The organism is Candidatus Pelagibacter sp. HIMB1695 (assembly GCF_052047655.1).
In the GTDB taxonomy this organism is placed as follows: Bacteria; Pseudomonadota; Alphaproteobacteria; order Pelagibacterales; family Pelagibacteraceae; genus Pelagibacter.
This window is the reverse complement of sequence record NZ_JBNAJT010000002.1, coordinates 17,699-40,073: the sequence shown is the minus strand read 5'-3', so window position 1 is coordinate 40,073 and position 22,375 is coordinate 17,699. Positions and strand designations below refer to the sequence as shown.

Below are 22,375 nucleotides of genomic sequence, written 5' to 3'. Positions count from 1 at the left end.
TACTATTACATGAAAAATATTCAATCAAACATCAAAAAAGCGAAAAATTACTTAGATAAAAGTCATTGTGTAGCTGTTCCAACAGAAACTGTTTACGGACTCGCAGGTAACGCATACTCGGACACTGCTGTTAAAAAAATTTTTAACCTAAAAAGAAGACCTGCTAACAATCCACTAATTGTTCACTACTTTAATTTAAAAAAAATTTCAGAAGACTGTGAGATAAATGATAATCTTATTAAACTTTATAAAAAATTTTCTCCAGGACCAATAACATATGTATTGAAGCTCAAAAAAAATTCTAAAATATCAAAGTTTGTAACTAATAATAAAAAAACAGTTGCTATACGATTTCCAAAACATCCTCTATTTAGAAAATTACTCAAAAATTTAAAATATCCAGTTGCAGCACCAAGTGCTAATATTTCCTCAAGATTAAGTGCTGTAAAAGCAGCAGACGTCAAAGATGAATTTGGTAACAAAATAAAATTTATTTTGAATGGTGGTGTTTGTAAAATTGGTGTCGAGTCTACAATATTAAATATAACAAATAAACCTAGATTACTAAGATATGGAGGATTGAGTGTTTCAAAGATTAAAAAAACTTTGAATCAAAAAATAATAATTAATATAAATTCAAAAGATAAAATTTCTCCTGGTCTTTTTCCTTTACACTATTCTCCAGGATTACCTTTAAGAATGAATGCAAAAAAAAACAAAAAAAATGAAGCTTTTGTACTCTTAAAAAAAAGAGAAAATATATCTAAAGATATTTATTATTTAAGCAAAACAAATAACTTAAATGAAGCTGCCAGAAACCTGTATAGTGTTTTGAGGAAAATAAAAAAAGATAAATATAGATCAATAGCTGTAGAAAAAATACCAAATAAAGGAATTGGAAAAACAATAAATGACAGACTCAAGAGAGCATCAAACTTCAAATGAAAAACTCAATAGAAGTCATAAATCTATCAAAATCATATAAGACTAAAAAAGCAGTTAATAATATAAATTTTAAAATTAATGAAAATGAAATAGTAGGACTATTAGGTCCAAATGGTTGTGGAAAAACAACAACAATTGGAATGATACTAGGATTATTAAAGCCCACAAGTGGCCAAGTCTTAATTAACGGTAAAAATATTGAAAATAATAAAATTTCAATTCTACATAAAATGAATTTTATTTCTCCCTATATTGAATTGCCTAAAAAATTAACAGTAAACCAAAATTTAATTGTGTATGGGAAACTCTATAATATTCAAAATTTGAATGAGAGAATTAATTTTCTCTCAGAAAAATTAAGATTGGGAGATCTTTTAGATAAAATTACAGGAGAGCTGTCATCAGGACAAAAAAATAGGGTAAGTCTTGCGAAAGCATTAATTAATGATCCTACTGTGCTCTTGTTAGATGAGCCAACTGCTGCTCTAGACCCCGAAACAGCAGATTTTATTAGAACTTTTTTAGAAACGTATAAAGAAGAAAAAAAAATATCTGTTTTGCTGGCTTCTCATAACATGGATGAAGTAAAAAGATTGTCTAATTCTATTATGATGATGAAAGATGGTACTATCGTAGACAGTGGTACCCCGGAAGATTTAATAAAAAAATATGGACAAAAAAACTTGGAAGAAGTTTTTTTAGAAATTGTTAGGAAAGATAAATGAATATTACAAGAATATATGGATTATTTTTAAGGCATTTTTATTTAATTACTAGGTCGTTCCCGAGAATACTTGATTTAATATATTGGCCCTCTATCCAGATAACTCTTTGGGGTTTCATATCCAATTTTTTTGCAGCACACAGTTCATACTATAGTGGAGCTGTTGGAGTTATATTGTCTTGTGCAATTCTTTATGATTTTCTTTTTAGAACAAGCATTGGTTTTAATATGTTATTTTTAGAAGAAATTTGGAGTAGGAATTTTACTAATTTATTTATTGCTCCAATGAAAATTAGTGAAATAATTACTGCACTTGTAATCACCGCTTTAATAAGAGCTTTAATCGGATTAATTCCAGCGATACTTTTAACCTCACCATTATTTGGCATATCTATATTAAACTTGGGATTACCATTAGCTTTTCTTTTTTTAAGTTTGTACATTTTTGGAATTACTTTGGGGCTTTTTGTATCAGCTGGGTTGCTAAGATTTGGGCCATCTTTTGAGAATATTGCATGGTCTACAATGTTTTTATTGGCACCTTTTGGCTGTATCTATTATCCAGTTGAAATTTTACCTGAAATATTTCAATCAATAGCATACGCATTGCCATTAGTTTATATATTTGAAGAAACCAGAAATATCTTAGTCAATGGAATTGTTAGCTATGAAAATATTCGTATCGCACTTTCACTAAATGCATTTTATTTCACAGTTGCTATAGCAACTTTTTATTTTTCGTTTGATAAAGCTAGAGAAAAAGGGACTTTAATTAATATTGGAGAGTAAATGGTGCGCCTGCAAGGAGTCGAACCCTGAACCTCCAGAGCCGAAATCTGGCGCTCTATCCAGTTGAGCTACAAGCGCATTTGGTATTAATATTATATTTTATGGAAAAAAGCATTAATTTTATAGTTGAAGAAGAAGAAAAGAATTTAAGAGTAGATGTATTAATTAACAAAAGAGACGGAATTATTAGTAGAACCAGAGTTAAAAATTTAATTTTAAAAGAAAAATTAAAACTAAATAATGAAATAATTAAAAGTCCATCTAAAAAAGTTTCGATTGGTGATGTTGTAAATCTTACGATTCCAGAACCAGAGATTGCATCTCTAAAGCCTTATGATTTTAAATTAAATATTGTTTATGAAGATTCTGATTTATTAGTAATCGATAAACCTTCAGGAATTATAATGCATCCTGGAGCAGGCAATTATGACAAAACAATTGTAAATGCATTGATGCATTACAATAAAGAATCTTTATCAACTATTGGGGATGAATTAAGACCTGGAATTGTCCATAGAATTGATAAAAATACTTCAGGTTTAGTTGTTGTGGCAAAAAATAATGAGACCCATGAAAATTTATCAAAACAATTCAGTAAGCACACAATTATTAGAGAATACCAACTTTTAATATGGGGAAAGCTAAGACCATCTTTTGGTAGGATAGAAACATTTATTACTCGTAGTTCAAAAAATAGGCAACTTATGGAAGTGAGCAGTTCAAAGGGCAAGAAAGCTGTAACAAACTATAAAACAATTGAAATTTTCGAAAATAAAAAAATACCGACATTAAGTTTAGTCGAATGCAAATTAGAAACTGGTAGAACTCATCAAATCAGAGTGCACATGAACTATAAAGGAAATAGTTTAGTTGGTGATGATAAATATAAAAAAAAATATAAAAAATTAAAAAACGTTGATTTTGATATTCAAAATTCAATTACAAATTTAGACAGACAATTTCTACACGCAAAGACTTTAGGCTTTGTTCATCCTAGAACCCAGAAAGAACTGATTTTTACCTCAATTTTGCCTAAAGAACTAAATAATATTTTAAAAATGCTTAGAAACACTGAAGAATAAATTATTGAAAAATAAGTATAATTAACTAAATAAACTCTGCTATGAGCAACAATCTACCTACACTATCCAATGAGGGTGGTCTTTCTGCATATTTAGAACAGATTAAAAAATTCCCAATGTTGGCCGCAGAAGAAGAATATATGTTAGCCAAAAATTGGAAAACAACTGGAAATATTAAAGCTGCTGAAAAATTAGTAACTAGTCACTTAAGATTAGTTGCAAAAATTGCTATGGGATACAAAGGCTATGGTCTGCCAATAAATGAAATGATTTCAGAAGGAAATGTTGGTTTGATGCAGGCTGTTAAAAAGTTTGAACCTGAAAAAGGTTTTAGATTAGCAACTTATGCTATGTGGTGGATTAAAGCATCCATCCAAGAATATATTTTAAGATCTTGGAGTCTTGTAAAAATTGGAACAACAACTGCTCAAAAAAAATTATTTTTCAATTTAAAAAAAATTAAAAACCAAATATCTCCTGAAACTGAAGGCGATTTAAGGGATGAACACGTAAATCATATTGCTAACAAACTTGATGTGAGTAAAGAAGAAGTTGTTTCAATGAATAGAAGACTTTCTGGAAAAGAGTTTTCATTGAATGCTCAAGTTGGAGAGGATGGTGATGAGTGGCAAGACTGGTTAGTAGATAAAGAGCTTGATCATGATTTAAAATTTGCTCAACATGAGGAAATGGAGCAAAGAAAAGACTTGTTAAAAGATTCTATTACAGTGCTTAATGACAGAGAAAGAGAGATATTGTATTCAAGAAGACTAAATGATGATCCAACAACCCTGGAAGATTTAAGTAAAAAATATAAAATCAGTAGAGAAAGAGTAAGACAAATAGAAAATAAAGCATTTGAAAAACTTCAAAAACAAATGCTACTTCTTGCTAAATCTAAAAATTTATTACCAGCAAATTAAGCTTCAAAAGGATTTTCAATTAAAATAGTATCATCTCTTTCTGGACTAGTAGAGACGCTTGATATTTTTGCACCTATAAAGTCTTCTACTGCAAAAATATATTTTTTTGCATTATCAGGTAATGAGTCCATATTTTTAATTCCACTAGTAGATAATTTCCAGCCTGGAAAAGATTTGTAAATTGGTTTTATTTTAATTTGATCCTCTACAGCAGCAGGCAAATAATCTAATTTTTCTCCATCTAGTTCATAAGCAATGCACATTTTAATTTCATCTAATTCGTCAAGAACGTCCAATTTTGTTAAAGCTATACCATCTATACCTGAAACTTTAATTGTTTGTCTTACTAGAACACCATCAAACCACCCACATCTTCTTTTTCTACTTGTAACAGTTCCAAATTCTTTTCCACGTGTGCCCAAAAGTTCACCTACTTCATCAGTTAGCTCTGTTGGAAAAGGCCCTTCCCCTACTCTTGTTGTATAAGCTTTTGTAATTCCTAAAACATAGTTTATTGAATTAGGACCACAGCCTGTTCCGGTAGCTGCACTAGAAGCAACTGTATTAGATGAAGTTACAAAAGGATAAGTTCCATGATCTACATCAAGTAAAATACCTTGAGCACCTTCAAATAAAATTTTCTTTTTTTGCTTTTTAAATTGATCAATTTTAAGCCATACAGGCTGTGAAAATTTTAATATTTTAGGAGCGATTTTGAATAAATCAGATTTAAGTTGATCTTTTTCAAAAATTTTTTTTCCAAGTCCTTTTCTGATTGCATTATGATGTATCAATACAGAATCTAATCTTTGATCTAAATTTTTTTCTGATCTTAAATCCATAACCCTTATTGATCTTCTTCCTACTTTATCTTCATAAGCAGGTCCAATTCCTCTTCTGGTAGTACCTATCTTACTTTTTCCTGCTGTATCTTCTCTAATTTCATCCATTTCTCTATGGAATGGCAAAATCAGATTTGCGGATTCTGATATTATGAAGTTATTTACATCTACTTCTACACCTTTAGATTTAATCTCTTCAATTTCTTCCAATAAGGCCCAAGGATCTACAACAACACCATTACCAATTATTGATATTTTACCTTTTCTAACGATGCCAGATGGAAGTAATCTTAGCTTATAAGTAATACCATCAATAACAAGAGTGTGGCCCGCATTATGACCACCTTGAAATCTAATAACTACATCTGCCTGTTCAGATAACCAATCAACAATCTTACCTTTTCCTTCATCACCCCATTGAGATCCAACAACAACTATGTTTTTCATTAATTAAATTTTTTATTTACTTTTATAGAAGTAAGATGGTTAATTGGACCATGACCTCTTCCATAATTTGGGTTTGTTTTAATAGCTGAATTTACATACTTAATTCCAAGCTCACAAGATTTCTTTGCTGGTTTTCCACACGACACAAATGTAGTGACTGCACTTGATAAAGTACAACCTGTACCATGAGTATTATTTGTTTTGTAACGCGTACTGTTAAAAATCTTAATATCTTTTTTATTAACAAAAACATCCTTAACTATTTTATTTTTTGAATGTCCACCTTTAATAAGTACATTTTTAGCTCCAAATTCCATAAGCTTATTTGCAGCATAAATCATATCTTCAACAGATATGATTTTTGTTTCAGTCAAAATTTCAGCTTCAGGAATATTAGGAGTAACTAGTGAAACTTTTTTTATTAATTCCGATTTTAATAACTTAATTGCTTTATTATCTATTAATTTGGCACCACCTTTTGCAACCATGACGGGGTCTAAAATAATACTTTTAACTTTAATTAAATTTAAAGCTTTAATTACCATCTTGATAACATTAGATGAGTGTAACATTCCTATTTTGATTGCATCAGGCTTAATATCTTTGGAGGTAAAAACAATTTGATTGAAAATTTCTTTCGGATTGATACCTACAATTGATTTTACACCTGTGGTATTTTGAATTGTAACTGCAGTTATAGCTGTCATCGCATAAGAACCTAGAGCTGTAACAGTCTTAATATCAGCTTGTATGCCAGCTCCACCAGATGAATCTGAACCCGCAATAATTAAAATTTTCGAATTTGGTTTCAATTTATTTTATTTTTTTGGATATCATGTTTACACATCTGGATAAAAGTATTTTATTATCACTTTCTGCCATCACTCTAATTTTAGATTCTGTTCCTGATTTTCTAACTAAAACTCTTCCTTGACCATTAATTAATTTTTCTGCGAGTTTTATAACTTTTTTTATTTCAGGTTTATTAATAATATTTTTATCTTTAACAGTTATATTTTCTAATAGTTGAGGGGTTTTTTTAAAACTCTGAAAAAATTCACTCGTTTTTTTACCTTTTCTCAGAGCAAAAAGAACTTCTAAAGCTACAAGCAAACCGTCTCCAGTTGTTGCAAATTTACCTAAAATAATATGTCCTGATTGTTCACCACCTAAATTAAATTTAAATTTTTGCATTTTTTCTTTAACATATCTATCACCTACATTAGCTCTTAAAAATTTTATTCGGTTGAATTTTAAATATTTTTCTAATCCATAATTCGACATTAGTGTTCCAACAACACCACCTCTTAGCATTTTTTTATTTTTCCATCTTGTTGCTAAAGCAGCTATTATTTGATCACCATCTACAATGTTACCTTTTTCATCACACATTATAATTCTATCAGCGTCTCCATCTAAAGAAATGCCAATATGAGCTTTATATTTTTTTACAGCTGTTCTAATTTTTCTTGGAAAAGTTGAACCACAATCTTTATTAATGTTCAAACCATTTGGGTTTACACCTATTGCTATAACTTTAGCGCCTAATGATTTTAATAACTCAGGCCCTGCTTTATAACCAGCACCATTGGCACAATCTATAACAATTCTTAATCCTCTTAAATTGAACTCTTTTGTGAAATTTTTTTTTAATATTTTAATATATCGTTTAGTTCCTGTTTCTAATCTTTTAACTCTTCCTAGCTTTTCAGGACTGGAAAGGTTATTTGATATTTTTTTATCTATAAGAGCTTCTATTTTTTTTTCTATTTTATCTGATAATTTCATTCCATCAGGACCAAATAATTTTAATCCATTGTCATAATGAGGATTATGAGAAGCTGTAATCATAATACCCATATTGGCCTTCATTTCTTTTGTAAGCATAGCTAATCCATTGGTTGGTAAAGGACCCAATGTGTAAACATGCATGCCAGCAGAAGCCAAACCAGAAACAAGTGCAGGTTCCAGTGTATATCCAGATAATCTTGTATCTTTTGCAATTATTGCTGTTTGTTTTTTTTTCTTTTGGGATTTAAAATATGTACCACTAGCTAGTCCAAACTTAAAAAACATATCTCCATTAATATATTTACTATTAATAGCTCCTCTTATTCCATCTGTTCCAAAATATTTTTTTGCCATTATTTATTTGTTATCTCTTTAAAAACTTTAATTGCTTGCATAACTTCATTAACATCATGAATTCTTAAAATCTGAACCCCTTGTGTCATCAAATATAATGAAGACGATATTGTTCCTCCAATTCTAGTAAAGCTATCATTTTTTTTTGAAATATCTTTAATAAATCTTTTTCTAGAATTTCCTACAAGTATAGGAAATCCTAATGAATGAAAAATAGAAACACTTCTGATTAAATTCATATTATGTTTCAGTTTTTTTCCAAACCCGATTCCAGGATCTAAAATTATATTATTGTGTTTAATACCTTTAGATCTTAGAAATTTTATTTTCTCCTCAAAAAAATCATAAATATCCAGTAATTCATTATTATATTTTGGATTTTTTTGCATATTTTCTGGTGTTCCAAGCGTGTGCTGAATGACAAAAGGAACTTTACTTTTTTTTAATACATTTATTGTTTCTGTATCAAAACTTAAACCTGAAACATCATTAATTAGTTTTACACCTAATTTAATTCCATTTTTCATTATATCAGATTTTCTAGTATCCAAAGAAATCGGAATTTTTTTTACAATAGATTTTAAGATTTCATTAATTCTTTTCCACTCATCTTCTTTATTTACTGTCTTTGAACCTGGTCTTGTTGACTCTCCTCCAACATCGATTAAATCAGCACCACCGTTATATAGTTTAAAAGCATGACTTATTCCTCTTTGTTTTGTATTAAATTTTCCTCCATCAGAAAAACTATCTGGGGTAAGATTTAAGACACCTAGTATATTTGGAACTTTTTTAAATTTTAAGTTAGAAAAATTTTTTTTTTTAGTTTTAATTTTTTTTAAATCTAAATTAACTTTTTTCTTTAAATCATTTTGTAAATATTTTATTTGATTAATTGAAATTTTTTTCTTTGATTTTCTAGTTATTATTTCAATATGATCAAACGATATTTCTTTAATTTGATGTAATGGTATGGCTTTTTTTTTACTTACTAAAATTTTTGATTGATTACCATAATAGAAATTACACGCTCTTGTGTAATATCTTTGCATTATAAATTAATGAACAATTTTTGGTTTTAGACCCATGGCTCCTAAAGCCGAGTCATGATCATCTTTTGAGTCTTGATTTTCTAAAATTTTATCTTTTGGATATAAGTTTTTGTTAATTATGTTCTCAATCTCTTCACCTGTTAAAGTTTCATAAGTAATTAATGCTTTAGCAATTTTATGTAAATCATCTATTTTCTCAGTTAATATTTTCTTAGCTTGATTATATCCTTCGTCCACAAGTTTTCTAATTTCTTTGTCAATCTTTTGAGCAACTTCCTCAGAAACTGATTGAGTTTGAGTAACCGATCTTCCTAAAAAAACTTCCTCTTGATTTTCTCCATATTCAACTGGACCCATCTCTTCACTCATACCATATTTAGTTACCATCGCTCTTGCAAGTTGAGTGGCTTGATTAATATCTGAACCGCTTCCTCCACCCGCTCCTGTAGAAATGTTATCTTTTCCAAAAATTAATTCCTCTGCAACTCTTCCTCCAAAACAAACTGCTAGTCTAGCTTTTAGATATTTGATTGAATATCCATGTTTGTCTCTTTCTGGTAAATTCATAACCATTCCTAAAGCTCTTCCTCTTGGAATGATAGTAGCTTTGTGAATTGGATCATAACTAGGCATATTAAATGAGACTAAAGCATGGCCACCCTCATGATAAGCAGTAAGTTTTTTTTCATCCTCAGTCATCACCATTGATCTTCTTTCGGCACCCATTAATACTTTATCTTTTGCTTCTTCAAATTCTATTAAAGTTACAATTCTTTTATTTTTTCTTGCTGCTAATAAGGCAGCTTCATTGACTAAGTTAGCTAAATCTGCTCCTGAAAAACCAGGAGTCCCTCTTGCAATAGTTCTTAGATTTACATCTGGTGCCATCTTAATTTTTTTCACATGGACTTTTAAAATTTTTTCTCTTCCAATAATATCTGGGTTTGAAACAACTACTTGTCTGTCAAATCTTCCAGGTCTTAATAGTGCTGGATCGAGAACATCAGGTCTATTTGTTGCTGCAATTATAATAACTCCCTCATTAGTATCGAAACCATCCATCTCTACTAATAATTGGTTCAAAGTTTGCTCTCTTTCATCATTTCCACCACCTAAACCTGCACCTCTACTTCTTCCCACTGCATCTATTTCATCAATAAATATTATGCACGGAGAATTTTTTTTACCTTGTTCAAACATATCTCTTACTCTTGATGCTCCAACACCAACAAACATTTCAACAAAATCTGAACCTGATATAGTAAAGAAAGGAACTCCTGCTTCACCTGCAATAGCTCTTGCTAACAAAGTTTTTCCTGTTCCTGGAGGTCCAACCAATAAAGCACCTCTAGGTATCTTTCCACCAAGTCTACTAAATTTTTTAGGGTCTTTTAAAAACTCTACAATTTCCTCTACTTCTTCTTTTGCCTCTTCTACTCCAGCAACATCATTAAATGTTACTTTACCCTTAAGTTCATTCATCATCTTGGCTTTTGACTTGCCAAATCCCATCGCTCCACCTTTTCCACCTTGCATCTGTCGCATAAAAAAGATCCAAACAGCAATTAACAAGAGCATTGGGAACCAAGAAAGTAATACACCAAATAAAGATGGCATTTTTTCTTCTAACGGAGCTGCTGAAATACTTACGCCTTTATCTGATAATTTTTCAATTAAATTAGGATCGTTTGGAGCATAAGTTGAAAATGAATTTCCATTTGAGTAAACACCCTTGATGTTGTTTCCTTGTATCTCAACTTTTAAAACTTCTCCATTTTCAACTGAAGTTAAAAAATCTGAAAAAATTATTTGATTTCCTCCTCTAATATTTGATTGAGGATTTTTAAACATGTTATAAAGACCAATAGTTAAGAAAACTATTATTCCCCACATAGCCAGATTTTTGAAATTCATGCTATTAAAATAAGAATTATTGCAAATTAAACAAGTGACAAAATAACTATAAATTGTGGGATATTAACGCTCTTTATACACAATTACAGTTCTATTAATTTTTTTTACGACACAATTTCCAAGTGTAGATTTTAAAGTGATTTTACTCTCTAGATTTTCTAAAATATTGCTAATTTTTTTACCTCTGGGTGGAAAATACTTTTTCCCAACTAACTGTAAGATCTTTGAAAATGACCTAAACAAAACTTCTTGAGGAAAGTTAAAAAATTCTTCTTTTAATACAACTTTATTGTGAGAGATAATCGAATTTTCTCTTAAGTTTTTTTCACAAAAAAACAGGATTGATTGATCAACACTTTTTAAATTATTAATTGATAATTTAAATTTACTTTTATCTAAACCTTCACTTTCAAGATTTTTAATTAAATTTCTTATTCTTGCTCTAGTAAAAATTTCATCCTCATTTGAAGGGTCTTCTACATATTTATTAAACACCTTTTTTGAAATGTAGATTAAATCTTTTTTCTCAACGTTTATTAAAGGTCTTAAAATATTTACATTATTAATTAAAGTCGCTTTGTCTAAAGATACGATACCCTTTAAACCACTTCCTCTTAAAAGCCTTATAAAAAAATTTTCATAAACATCATCTTCATGATGACCAAATAAAATGTGATTAATTTTAAATTTTTTTGATTGATTAATTAAGAGATTATATCTTTTTTTTCTTGCAAGAGATTGAATATTATTTTTGGGTTTTTTCCCATTCCATTTTAAAATATCTAAATCTATAGAAAAATCCTTCAAAAGATTTTTTACAAATAAAGCTTCGACAGATGAATTATTTCTCAATTTATGGTCAACTAGAAAATATTTGACTTTTAAAGATTTTTTAATTGAATAAATTTTCGAAAAAAAAGCTAAAGCAAGGCTATCAGGACCACCCGATACAGCAACTGTAAAATTATTATTTAAATTTAAATTATTTTCAAATTTATTATAGATTTTATAAATTCTTTTATCTCTTAACTTGCTAAGAAGTTGTTTATGAATCTTGCTTGACGCATTCAAATTTTTTAGATTCATATTTTGCTTTTTGTATTACAGACTGATTTGCATTAGGATATTGCAACTCTACACCATTAATCATTTTACAACCTTGATCTTTTTCACCAATTTGAACCATTGAAACTCCAAGTTTTAATAAATTTATTGGAGCTTTCTTACCTTTTGGATATTTTTGATATCCTTCAAGATAAGCTGAAGCTGCATCAGTATAAAGTTGTCTTATTCTAAAAGTTTCTGCATACCAATATTGAGCGCTACCTGCTAATTCATCTTCTGGATTTGATAATACAAATTCTCTAAAAGCCCTTTCGGCTGTACTGTAATCTCCAACTTTTAAGAAGCTTGTTGCAAATTCATATTGTTCTTTTGGAGTTAAATCTATTGGTAAAATTTTATCTTCAGCTTGAAAAGTTTCTTCAACAATAGAAGCTGTTGTATCAACCGATTGAATTTGTTGATTCTCCTCTGAAGTTTGCATGTCTTTATAAGAAACTGTGCCTAAGTCTTGTGGCTGTGAACTTCCGGGAAGTATTTGCTTTTCAATTTTAGGCGTAAGACTCAGTTGTTGATTGTTATCAACTATATTAATAGAACTTAAATCATTTTCTATATCTTGAAACCTTATCTGATTATCAGACTGTAGCTTGGATACTCTATTCGAAAGTTTATCAAGCTTAAAATTAATTTCCTCAAACTTATTAGTAAGTTCTCTAAACTGCTCTTCTACCTCTGACAATTTTAGCAAATGCCTAGTCAAGACATCTTCGGAGTTATTATCAAGATTTGATACTGATTGGTTCTTTGTACTACTCTCTATTTCAATTGAACCTGAGTAAACAGCTCTTTCAAGAGTTTTTAAGTCTTTTTTAATTAAATCTAAGATTTCATAAATATTGTGATTATCTGAGTAAGCATTCCCTGAAAAAAGAAAGTTTAATATTAATATTAAACTAAATAAAATTGACCTTAGGAGTGATCTCATTCGTTTTTTATATGATTATATAAAGGCAAAAAAAAGACCCTAAAAATCCAAAAACTTTTAGGGTCTTTTTTAAAAATTGTTTAATTTGCTTTAACAGTTACTGATCTTCTATTTTTCGACCAAGCTAAAGGATTTGAACCTGAGTCAACTGGTCTTTCTTTACCATAACTGATTACTGTAATTCTGTCAGATGAAACGCCATAAGTCATTAGATAATCTTTTGCAGCGTTAGCTCTTCTTTCACCAAGTGCTAAGTTATATTCTCTTGTTCCTCTTTCATCTGCGTGACCTTCTAAAACTACAGTGATGTTAGAATTTTCTCTTAACCAAGCAGCCTGAGCTCTTAAAGTTTCTCTTGAAGCAGTCGTTAATATAGATTCGTTTGTTGCAAAAAATACTCTGTCGGCAACACCATCAGCCAAATATTTTACGCTGTCAGTTCCAACGTAAACATCACCTTGCATTTGCCCTGCAATTTTTTCAATTTTAGTTACTTCTTCTTTTTCTATTTTTGTTTCCTCTTTTTTTGTTTCTTCTTTTTTCGGTGCCTCTACAGCTACCTCTTTTTTAGTTGCACACGCAGTTAAAATTATTCCAGCAGAAATAACTAGTAACGCATTTTTTAAAATTTTGTTTAATCTCATTAATTTGCTCCTTGCTGCTTTTTCAAATACTATCTTTTTCACAACTAATTAGATGTTTCAACCCAAAAAATCAAGAAATTTCATCTTATTCAAGTATAAATTGATATTAATTACTTAATAAAGACGACCAAGATGGGTCTGATGCATCAGTCTCGGTTTTGATTAATCTTTCATTATAACCAGTCAAATCAATAGACCACAATTTAGCAGAAAAACCCTCACCTTTAGAATTAGTTTTTGTTTCTCTATAAAATATCAAAACTCTTCCATTAGGTGACCAAGAAGGTGCCTCTTGGTAGTAATTTTCAGTTAATAATCTTTCACCAGTTCCATCTATTCGCATAACTCCGATATAAAATTTTCCTTTATGTAATTTTGTAAACGCTATTAAATCACCTCTAGGAGACCAAACAGGTGTTCCATACAACCCATTTCCAAAAGAAATTCTTTTTACATCACTTCCATCACTTTTCATGACATAAATTTGTTGGTAACCACTTCTGTCAGAGTTAAAAGTTATATATTTTCCGTCTGGAGAATAAGAGGGTGATGTATCAATTGATGGATGATTGGTTATTCTCTCTACTAAACGAGTTTCTAAATTCATTGTATAAATATCTGATTTTCCATCTTTTGCAAAACTCATAATTATTTTTTTACCATCAGGTGAAAATCTAGGAGCAAATGTCATTCCAGGAAAATCTCCAACAACTTCTTGTGTTCCTGTTTCAATATCCAAAAGATAAACTCGTGGCATATTTTTAAAATAAGATAAATATGTAACCATTTGACTTGCTGGATTAAATCGTGGAGTGAGCACAAGCTCATTTCCTAAAGTTAAAAATTTATTATTAGCACCGTCTTGATCCATGATAGCCAATTTTTTTATTCTTTGTGTTTTTGGGCCTTCTTCCGCTACATAAATTATTCTAGTATCAAAATACCCTTTTTCACCGGTTAATCTTTCATAAACTTTATCTGATATAATATGACCAACTCTTCTCCAATTTGTTGGAACAGTTGTAAATGCTAAAGCCATCATTTCTTTCGCAGCAAGCACATCCCAAAGTCTGAACTCAACCCTTAATTTATCATTAATAAAATTTACCTTACCCGTAATAAGAGCTTGAGCTTTAATTAAATTCCAATCCTCAAATCTTGGTTTTAAATTTGCTATATCTGGTGCTTGTAAAAATGCTTTTTTATCTAAGGGATTAAATAAACCTGAAGTTCTTAAATTATTTTCAACAATTATTGATATTTCTGATCCAATATTTTCTTTATTTAAAATCTGTTCAAAATTCTTTCTAGATGTTTCATCTATTGACAATGGTGAGACTGCAAGTGGAAGAGGGTTTAAGTTTCCCCTTGTAATATCAACTTCAATTAAAGCTAAAGCTTTTACTGGAAATAAAACAAAAATAAAAATTATAAATTTTTTAATCATAAATTCTTTATTCTAACCTCCTAACATCTCTCTTGCATCAAAATTTAATTGTAATTCTTTCCATCTTTCATAACCAGAGCTAGGAACTCTCAAAGGTTGACATAATCTAACTGCTCTCAAAGCGCTTTCTGCCAAAACTTTATAAAAACCTTGACCAGGTTTATTCATTCTAGCATGATCTAAAATTTCAGTTTTTGTGACTGAACCATCTGGTTTAAGTTTTAATTTTATTCTAACTAATAAATTTTCATCATATGGTAAACCTAAAGGGATGCTCCAACAACCAAATATTTGGGCTTTTAAAGCATCTTCTTCACTTAAAGTAAGTTTAGAGCTTTCAATGTTTCTCACTTGATCTTGAGTAACATCATTATTTGTTTTTACTATTTCTGCTGACTCTTCTTTTGATTTATCAATTAGAGCAGCAATATTGTTTGGATCAAATAAATCTTTCTTTTCAAATTCAGATACTTGTTTTACTTCATTATCTACTTTTTCTGGATTTTGTTTTTTTTCCTCTTTAGTCTTTATTTTCTTAACTTCTTTCTTTGGCAACGGCACTGCTTCTGGGTTTTGTTTTTCTATCTTTTTATTTTTTTTCTCTGAGACAACAGTCTTGGTTTTGGTTTTTTTTACCTTTTTGGGTGGAGCTTGTTCGGAGACAAGTTTTTTTTCTTTTTCTTTTACTTTTTCAATAATTTTTTTTGCTTTGGGTGCAAAAGGAATATTTGTTTCTTCAGCTATTTGAATTAATTCAACAGAAACTATTGGTGGAAGATCTATTGGTTTTTTTGAGAGAAAAGGCAAACTTAAAGCTGTAAGGACAACTAAACATATGTGTAAAGCAGAGGATATAGCAATACTACTACTCTTCACTGTAGTTACCTTTGTTTAAGAGGCTCGGAGATTAATGCAACCTTAGTAAAGCCAGATCCAGACAATAAACCCATTATCTCTAAAACCCTACCATAATTGATAGTTTTATCACCTCTTACATAAATTCTTGTATCGGTTCTGTTTTTTGAAACTGCCAAAACTTTAGCAATTATATTGTCATACTCAACTTTTGACTCTTGGATAAAAATTTCACCTTTTGCATTGATAGAAAGTGTTAAAGGTTCTGTTTCCTCAGGCAAAGAATCTGCTGAACTCTCTGGTAGATCAACTTGAACACCGACAGTCAAAAGCGGTGCTGTGACCATAAATATAATTAAAAGTACTAACATCACATCCACAAAAGGAGTAACATTAATCTCACTCATTGGTTCCTTTGATGAGCGATTTAATTTAAAAGCCATTTAAATTATTGTTAAAAATCTTTTTGAAAAATTCTCTAATTTTTCTGAATATTTTTTTGCGTCTATATTAAATTTATTGTAAGCAATTACCGCAGGTATGGCTGCTAATAATCCTAATGCAGTTGCAAATAATGCTTCGGCGATACCAGGTGCAACTATTGCAAGACTAGTATTTCTTGAAATTGCAATTGACTGAAAAGAATTCATTATACCCCAAACTGTTCCAAACAATCCAATAAATGGTGCAGTCGAGCCTACAGTTGCTAAAAATGTAAATCCCTTTTCAATCTTTGACATTTCTTTTTCTATTCCTCCCTCAAGGAAAGCTGTCATTCTTTCACTCAAATTTGTTTTGGATTTTCTTTTTAGTAAGTTTTCCATGGCATTTTGAAATACTAAAGACATTGGGTCTTCTAAATTATTTGGTAAACTATTATAAAAATTTTCAGCAGATTTAGAGTTCCAAAATTTTTCTTCAAATTCCTCTGAAGATTTATTTATTTTTTTAAAAAGTCTATATTTTTCTATAATCACTGCCCATGAGTAGACAGAGCAAAGTATAAGGCTAATCATTACCGCTTTAACAATTATATCTGCTTTTAAGAATAAACTGAAAAGTGAAAAATCTGTATTTGTGCCTAGGTCTATTGCTTTTGCGGCTATGTCTGCTTCCATAATCACTCATCACACTTAATTGTGTCATGAATTTGACTATGTATATCTAAAGATTACTCATTTTTGTATGTTTCATGAAAATAACTAGCTATCAGAATTGCATCAGCTTTATTAGAATCTTTTTTTTTGGATAAATTTGACGAAAAATAAGGAAATATTTCAATAGCTCTTGTTCTGCTAGCATCTTTTTCTGAGTTAATTAAATTAAAATACTTTTTCCATTTTGCTGGTCTTACAAAATAAGTTGGCAACTGCATTGCGCTGCAAATACCTTTTAAAATTCCAAAAGATTGACCAAAATTGAACATGCTAGTTACACCTTGACCTGGCATAGCTGAAACTTGTTCTATAACAACTTTAATATTTTTTTTTTCATATGTTTTTATTCTAAAAGAAATTTCATTATATATTTGAGATCCATTAACTTGTTTTTTATTTTTTTTTCCTTCAGTCATTGTTGGCATCTCTATGACATCTTTGATTATTCCATCTTCTAAAAAACATAAAGATCCTGAAATTCCTGGATCAATTCCTATTATTAACATTAAATATTTCCCAAATTTACGTTTGAAAAAACGTTCTGAACATCATCGTCATCTTCTAGATTTTCTAAAAACTCAATCACACTCTCTTTTTCATCATTTTGAATATCAACACTGTTGATTGGTACCCACTCAATCTCTGTGGAAATAAAATTTGTAATTGTATTTTCTAAATTTTTTTTAACATTATAAATTTCATTCGAAACACATTGAACTTCATGAAATTCCTGATGAGAAATACATTCCTCTGCGCCAGCTTCTATAGCTAATTCAAAAATTTTGTCTTCTGATATTTCATTTTTATCAATCTTTATTATCCCAAGTTGTTTAAAGTTATGAGATGCTGACCCTTGTGTACCTAAACTTCCACCAGATTTTTGAAAAATGGTTCTCACATTGGAAGCTGTTCTATTTTTATTATCAGTTAAAGTTTCGACAATTACAGCAATTTTTTTTGGTCCAAATCCCTCATATCTCAAATTTTCAAAATTTGCGCCAGTTGCAGCAGAAGATTTATCTATTGCTCTTTCAATATTATCTTTTGGCATATTTGCTGATCTAGCAGCCTGTACAGCTGACCTTAATCTTGGATTCATTGCAGGATCTTTGTCACCAAGCTTTGCTGCTACTGTAATTTCTTTAGACAACTTTGAGAAAATTTTTGAACGTTGCTTGTCAGCTTTCCCTTTTTTATGTTTAATACCTGCCCAATGAGAATGACCTGCCATATCTAAATTAAATATTTTTTAGTTTTTCTCCAAATATATAACTATTAATATTTTTAGCTAAACCAGTATTTACATCACAATCAACTATAACACCAGACAAAGTCCCTTCTCCAACTGCTGGAAAATGTTTGACTGAATCTTTTTTAAGAAACCTATTTAATGAATTTTCTTTGTTCATCCCAATTACAGAATCGTAATCACCACACATTCCAGCATCAGTTTGGTATCCGGTTCCATGGTTAAGTATTCTTGCGTCATTGGTTGGGATATGTGTATGAGTTCCAACAACTAACGTTGCATAACCATCAAAAAAATGACCTATAGCATTTTTCTCACTAGTAATTTCACCGTGAAAATCAACCACTAATAAATCGTAGTCATCTTTTAATTTATATTCACTTAAAAATTTTTTTGAAGTTTCAAAAACATCTTCACACTTTTTCATAAAAACATTACCCATGAGGTTAAGTACCCCGACTCTTATATTTTTATCTGTTTTGAAAATTTGAAAACCCCGACCAGGTGCAGGCTCAAAAAGATTTTTAGGGCGTAACAATCTCTCTTCTTTTTCTATGTACTTCATAATTTCTTTTTGATCCCAAACATGGTTGCCAGTTGTAATTACGTTAACGCCGCAGTTATAAAAATTTTTGCAGATTTCTTCTGTCAAACCAACACCTTGGGCTGCAGCATTTTCACCATTAACAATAACAAAATCAATTTTTTTTGATTTTATTTCACCAAGTAAGCTACTCGTAAGTTTAGAGCACCCCGAAATACCAACAACATCGCCTAAAAATAAAATTCTCAAAATATCAAACCCCTTTCAGTAATTATTAAATCAAGCTTCTTATCATAATTGTTAACTGGTACCTCTTTTAATTCTTGGAAGGAAAAAGCAAGACCTATTTTAAAGACCTTTTTTTTATTTTCAATTTTTTCAATATAGCGATCATAAAAACCACCTCCATAACCCAATCGATTAAATTTCTTATCAAAAGCTAATAGTGGAACTAGTAATATATCTGGATAAACTTTCTTTTGAGATAATGGTTCAATTATCCCGTATTTGTTTATCTTTAATGGATTATCATTAGACCATTCATAAAAGTCCATTTGGTTATTTTTTTTGATGATCGGCAATGAGGTAATTTTTTTATTTTTACTAAATAAATTTAAAACTTCTAAATCATCTATTTCATGATTGCATGGATAATATCCTCCAACAATTTTTGTTTTAAGCTTATTATCCCTTAGAAATTTTATTAATTTTAAAGAATTGATTTTCAAATTTTCTTTAAAATTTTTTTTTCTAAGTGATTTTATCTTTCTTCTTAATTTAGATTTATTCACAAATTTATTGAGATAAATTTTCTTGTTTTGCTTTTTCGACAAAACTTGAAATTTTCTCTGCGGCATTATCAATTAAATCTTCATATTTTTTTTGATTAGTTTCAATCTCGATTTTTAATTTGTCATGATTTAAATTTAACTCTTTTATTTCTTCTTCTTTTTTATCTTTATATTCATAAATTAGAGTTTTTAATTCTTTAAATTTATTTGATAAATCTTTTATTTCTTGTTTCTTTTGCTCAACTTTCTTTTTTGTTTCGTAGTATTCATCCATTATTTTAACTGCTGTAATTAATAAGAGTTTATTCTCTCCTAAGTTACCAAGATCGTTTTTTAAATGATTAAATTTTTGATTTATTTGTATTAACAATTCTTCTAGATGCTCCTCTTGCCCATCATCACAAGATAATAAAAACTCTTTATTATTAAATTTAATACTTACATTTGCCATTTATCAATCTCTTCCAACAAAGTATCTGTTTCTTGATTTAATTCATCAATTTTCTCAGAAAACTCTATTTGTTTTCTTTCTTCAGCCTTTTCTTTACTTCTAAACTCATCTAATCTTTTTGACAAAATTTCATTCTGATCTGATAGCTCTTTATATTTTTTTTCTAGCTCATTTTTTTCAATCTCTAATTGATTTTTTTGCAAATTAAGAGTTTGAATATTATTTTTCAAATCTGGATTAGTTAGATCTAAATTTTTTAATTCTTCTAAAGCTTGATTAAGTTTTTTTTCTTTTTCGTTTATAGAATTCATATATATATAATTATAATATTAAATAGAAACTTCTTAGTCTAGTCAGGATAATTTTGAGTAAAATACATAACGATTTAGCAAATTGTATTAGATTTTTATCTATTGATGCAGTTCAAAAAGCTAATTCTGGCCACCCAGGTATGCCAATGGGTATGGCGGACGTTGCGACAGTACTTTTTAGGTTTTTTTTAAAATTCAATCCACAAAATCCAAATTGGATAAATAGAGATAGATTTGTTTTATCAGCTGGGCATGGCTCAATGCTTCTTTATTCTTTGTTGTACTTAACTGGTTATAAAAGTATTTCGTTAAATTCGATTAAAAAGTTTAGACAACTAAACTCAATTTGTGCAGGTCACCCAGAATATCATCCAAAAACTGGAATTGAAACAACCACTGGTCCGCTTGGACAGGGCATAGCAAATGCAGTTGGATTCGCAATAGCTGAAGAAGTCCTCAAAAAAAAATTAGGTAAAAATTTAATTAATCACAAAACTTATGTTCTAGCTGGTGATGGTTGCTTGATGGAGGGTATTAGTCACGAAGCAATGAGTTTAGCTGGTCATTTAAAATTAAAAAATTTGGTGATGCTTTTCGATAATAATAATATTTCAATAGATGGTCCAACAAGTCTTGCTGTATCAGACAATTTTAAAAAAAGATTTGAAAGCTATGGATGGGATTACATATTAGTTGATGGTCATAATGAAAATCAGATTTATAAAGCTTTAAAAAAAGTTCAAAATGCAAAAAAGCCAACAGTAATTTCTTGTAAAACGAAAATTGGATATGGCTCTCCAAATAAATCTGGTAAATCGTCTTCACATGGTAGTCCTCTGGGATTAGATGAAATTAAATTAGTAAGAAAAGTACTTAAGTGGAAATATAAACCTTTTGAGATTCCAAATAAGTTGTTGAAGGAATGGAGGGCCATAGGAAACAAGGGTCAATTAAATGAAAAAAAATGGAACAAATCAAATAAAAAACAAAGTAAAAAATTAAATCTAATCAAAAATAATAACTTTAAAAATGTTTTAAATTCAGAAAAGAAACTTGCAATTAAAGAATCTAAAAACTTAGCAACAAGAAAATGTTCTGAGTTAACTTTAAGCGCATTAACCAATTCAAATAATAATCTTCTTGGTGGTTCTGCAGATTTGGCTGGATCTAACAATACAAAAACAAAAAAACATAAAATTATTACACCAGGAAATTTTGATGGAAATTATATTCACTATGGTGTCAGGGAACATGCAATGAGTGGAATTATGAATGGAATCGCACTCCATAGTAATTTTATTCCTTATGGTGGAACTTTTTTAATATTTTCTGATTACTGTAAACCATCGATAAGATTGTCAGCTCTAATGCAACAAAGAGTTATTTATGTAATGACACATGACTCAATTGGCTTAGGTGAAGATGGGCCAACACATCAACCAATTGAACAATTATCTGGTTTAAGATCAATTCCAAATCTAAATGTGTTTAGACCTGCAGACAGAATTGAAACAATTGAATGCTGGGAGCATGCTTTAAAAACTACAAAAACACCGAGTATATTGTCTCTAACAAGACAAAATTTAGATCCAATCAGAAAAAAATATTCCTCAAATAATAAATGCTCACTTGGTGCTTATGAAGTGCTTAGAACAAATAAGAAAATTAAATTAACAATTTTGGCAAGTGGTTCAGAAGTAAATCTTGCAATCGAAGCGAGTCATAAACTTGCCAAAGATAAAATTTATTCTAAAGTTATTTCAGTACCTTGTATGGAGCTTTTTGATAAACAAAGTAAAACTTATAAAAATAAAATACTAAATGAAACCAAAAATAAAATCTCTATAGAAGCTGGTTCAAGTGATTGTTGGAAAAAATATGTTGGAGAAAATGGAAAAAATTTTGGAATTAATGAATTTGGTAAAAGTGCACCATTTAAAGAAATATATAAATATTTTGGGCTGACAAAAGAAAATATAACTAACAAATCAAAAAATTTAATTAACAATTAAT

Annotated in this window: 24 protein-coding genes and 1 tRNA gene; 6 read left to right on the top strand and 19 right to left on the bottom strand. The window is 29.5% G+C overall.

Going from position 1 to position 22,375, the window contains the following annotated elements; translation table 11 throughout:
* The first annotated feature begins 9 nt into the window (after positions 1-9).
* Genes ACTTAX_RS06665 through ACTTAX_RS06655 form a run of 3 tightly spaced genes read left to right on the top strand, consistent with a single transcriptional unit; the run spans position 10 to position 2,458 of the window.
* Positions 10-945: an L-threonylcarbamoyladenylate synthase gene (locus ACTTAX_RS06665; RefSeq protein ID WP_440693834.1), complete on the top strand. Its 936-nt coding sequence runs from the start codon at positions 10-12 to the stop codon at positions 943-945.
* On the top strand, positions 942-1,670 hold the full coding sequence (locus ACTTAX_RS06660) for an ABC transporter ATP-binding protein (RefSeq protein ID WP_440693832.1): 729 nt from the start codon (positions 942-944) through the stop codon (positions 1,668-1,670). Before ACTTAX_RS06665 ends, ACTTAX_RS06660 begins: the two co-directional genes overlap by 4 nt.
* Positions 1,667-2,458 (top strand): ABC transporter permease, encoded by a 792-nt coding sequence (locus ACTTAX_RS06655; protein ID WP_262590293.1) that lies wholly within the window; start codon positions 1,667-1,669, stop codon positions 2,456-2,458. The genes ACTTAX_RS06660 and ACTTAX_RS06655 overlap by 4 nt, the downstream gene beginning before the upstream one ends.
* Before the next feature lies 1 nt (position 2,459).
* Here ACTTAX_RS06655 and ACTTAX_RS06650 read toward each other — a convergent pair.
* A tRNA-Arg gene (locus tag ACTTAX_RS06650) sits at positions 2,460-2,536 on the bottom strand.
* A 23-nt stretch (positions 2,537-2,559) separates the two neighbouring features.
* Here ACTTAX_RS06650 and ACTTAX_RS06645 point away from each other — a divergent pair.
* Both ACTTAX_RS06645 and rpoH read left to right on the top strand, forming a co-directional pair.
* Complete coding sequence (locus ACTTAX_RS06645; protein WP_440693830.1) at positions 2,560-3,540, top strand: RluA family pseudouridine synthase; 981 nt, start codon at positions 2,560-2,562, stop codon at positions 3,538-3,540.
* Between the two features lie 41 nt (positions 3,541-3,581).
* The gene (rpoH, locus tag ACTTAX_RS06640) at positions 3,582-4,463 is read left to right on the top strand and encodes an RNA polymerase sigma factor RpoH (protein ID WP_262590531.1); all 882 of its coding nucleotides are present in this window, start codon (positions 3,582-3,584) and stop codon (positions 4,461-4,463) included.
* Here rpoH and ACTTAX_RS06635 read toward each other — a convergent pair.
* The 18 genes from ACTTAX_RS06635 to ACTTAX_RS06550 form a co-directional block, all read right to left on the bottom strand.
* On the bottom strand, positions 4,460-5,752 hold the full coding sequence (locus tag ACTTAX_RS06635; RefSeq protein ID WP_440693828.1) for an adenylosuccinate synthase: 1,293 nt from the start codon (positions 5,750-5,752) through the stop codon (positions 4,460-4,462). The genes rpoH and ACTTAX_RS06635 overlap by 4 nt on opposite strands.
* Positions 5,752-6,564, bottom strand: coding sequence for a bifunctional hydroxymethylpyrimidine kinase/phosphomethylpyrimidine kinase (gene thiD / locus ACTTAX_RS06630; protein ID WP_440614001.1), 813 nt, complete (start codon positions 6,562-6,564; stop codon positions 5,752-5,754). The genes ACTTAX_RS06635 and thiD overlap by 1 nt, the downstream gene beginning before the upstream one ends.
* A 1-nt stretch (position 6,565) precedes the next feature.
* Entirely contained in the window at positions 6,566-7,897 is a 1,332-nt protein-coding gene (gene glmM / locus ACTTAX_RS06625) for a phosphoglucosamine mutase (RefSeq protein ID WP_440693826.1), read from the bottom strand.
* Positions 7,897-8,949: a dihydropteroate synthase gene (gene folP / locus ACTTAX_RS06620; protein ID WP_440693824.1), complete on the bottom strand. Its 1,053-nt coding sequence runs from the start codon at positions 8,947-8,949 to the stop codon at positions 7,897-7,899. The genes glmM and folP overlap by 1 nt, the downstream gene beginning before the upstream one ends.
* A 6-nt stretch (positions 8,950-8,955) precedes the next feature.
* Entirely contained in the window at positions 8,956-10,863 is a 1,908-nt protein-coding gene (ftsH, locus tag ACTTAX_RS06615) for an ATP-dependent zinc metalloprotease FtsH (RefSeq protein WP_440693822.1), read from the bottom strand.
* 63 nt (positions 10,864-10,926) lie between these two features.
* Positions 10,927-11,949, bottom strand: a complete 1,023-nt coding sequence (tilS, locus tag ACTTAX_RS06610; protein WP_440693820.1) for a tRNA lysidine(34) synthetase TilS — start codon at positions 11,947-11,949, stop codon at positions 10,927-10,929.
* The gene (gene ybgF / locus ACTTAX_RS06605) at positions 11,909-12,913 is read right to left on the bottom strand and encodes a tol-pal system protein YbgF (RefSeq protein ID WP_440693818.1); all 1,005 of its coding nucleotides are present in this window, start codon (positions 12,911-12,913) and stop codon (positions 11,909-11,911) included. Before ybgF ends, tilS begins: the two co-directional genes overlap by 41 nt.
* An 80-nt stretch (positions 12,914-12,993) precedes the next feature.
* Positions 12,994-13,557 (bottom strand): peptidoglycan-associated lipoprotein Pal, encoded by a 564-nt coding sequence (pal, locus tag ACTTAX_RS06600; RefSeq protein WP_440694038.1) that lies wholly within the window; start codon positions 13,555-13,557, stop codon positions 12,994-12,996.
* Positions 13,558-13,663: 106 nt separating this feature from the next.
* On the bottom strand, positions 13,664-15,004 hold the full coding sequence (tolB, locus tag ACTTAX_RS06595) for a Tol-Pal system beta propeller repeat protein TolB (protein ID WP_440693816.1): 1,341 nt from the start codon (positions 15,002-15,004) through the stop codon (positions 13,664-13,666).
* Between the two features lie 12 nt (positions 15,005-15,016).
* Positions 15,017-15,880, bottom strand: coding sequence for an energy transducer TonB (locus ACTTAX_RS06590; RefSeq protein WP_440693814.1), 864 nt, complete (start codon positions 15,878-15,880; stop codon positions 15,017-15,019).
* A gap of 5 nt (positions 15,881-15,885) precedes the next feature.
* Positions 15,886-16,302, bottom strand: coding sequence for a protein TolR (gene tolR / locus ACTTAX_RS06585; protein ID WP_075506058.1), 417 nt, complete (start codon positions 16,300-16,302; stop codon positions 15,886-15,888).
* Positions 16,303-16,977 carry a protein TolQ gene (gene tolQ, locus ACTTAX_RS06580; RefSeq protein WP_440693812.1) on the bottom strand — a complete coding sequence of 225 codons (675 nt, stop codon included), beginning with the start codon at positions 16,975-16,977 and terminating at the stop codon, positions 16,303-16,305.
* A 53-nt stretch (positions 16,978-17,030) separates the two neighbouring features.
* On the bottom strand, positions 17,031-17,522 hold the full coding sequence (locus ACTTAX_RS06575; protein ID WP_440693810.1) for a crossover junction endodeoxyribonuclease: 492 nt from the start codon (positions 17,520-17,522) through the stop codon (positions 17,031-17,033).
* Positions 17,522-18,247 (bottom strand): YebC/PmpR family DNA-binding transcriptional regulator, encoded by a 726-nt coding sequence (locus ACTTAX_RS06570; protein WP_440693808.1) that lies wholly within the window; start codon positions 18,245-18,247, stop codon positions 17,522-17,524. Before ACTTAX_RS06570 ends, ACTTAX_RS06575 begins: the two co-directional genes overlap by 1 nt.
* Before the next feature lie 7 nt (positions 18,248-18,254).
* On the bottom strand, positions 18,255-19,058 hold the full coding sequence (locus ACTTAX_RS06565; RefSeq protein ID WP_440693806.1) for a TIGR00282 family metallophosphoesterase: 804 nt from the start codon (positions 19,056-19,058) through the stop codon (positions 18,255-18,257).
* The gene (locus ACTTAX_RS06560) at positions 19,055-19,600 is read right to left on the bottom strand and encodes a 5-formyltetrahydrofolate cyclo-ligase (protein WP_440693805.1); all 546 of its coding nucleotides are present in this window, start codon (positions 19,598-19,600) and stop codon (positions 19,055-19,057) included. The genes ACTTAX_RS06565 and ACTTAX_RS06560 overlap by 4 nt, the downstream gene beginning before the upstream one ends.
* A gap of 4 nt (positions 19,601-19,604) precedes the next feature.
* Positions 19,605-20,051: a cell division protein ZapA gene (locus tag ACTTAX_RS06555; protein ID WP_440693803.1), complete on the bottom strand. Its 447-nt coding sequence runs from the start codon at positions 20,049-20,051 to the stop codon at positions 19,605-19,607.
* Complete coding sequence (locus tag ACTTAX_RS06550) at positions 20,039-20,362, bottom strand: 5-formyltetrahydrofolate cyclo-ligase (protein WP_440693801.1); 324 nt, start codon at positions 20,360-20,362, stop codon at positions 20,039-20,041. The genes ACTTAX_RS06555 and ACTTAX_RS06550 overlap by 13 nt, the downstream gene beginning before the upstream one ends.
* A gap of 53 nt (positions 20,363-20,415) precedes the next feature.
* Between ACTTAX_RS06550 and tkt the strand changes: the two genes are divergently transcribed.
* Complete coding sequence (tkt, locus tag ACTTAX_RS06545; protein WP_440693800.1) at positions 20,416-22,374, top strand: transketolase; 1,959 nt, start codon at positions 20,416-20,418, stop codon at positions 22,372-22,374.
* Position 22,375 lies beyond the last annotated feature (1 nt).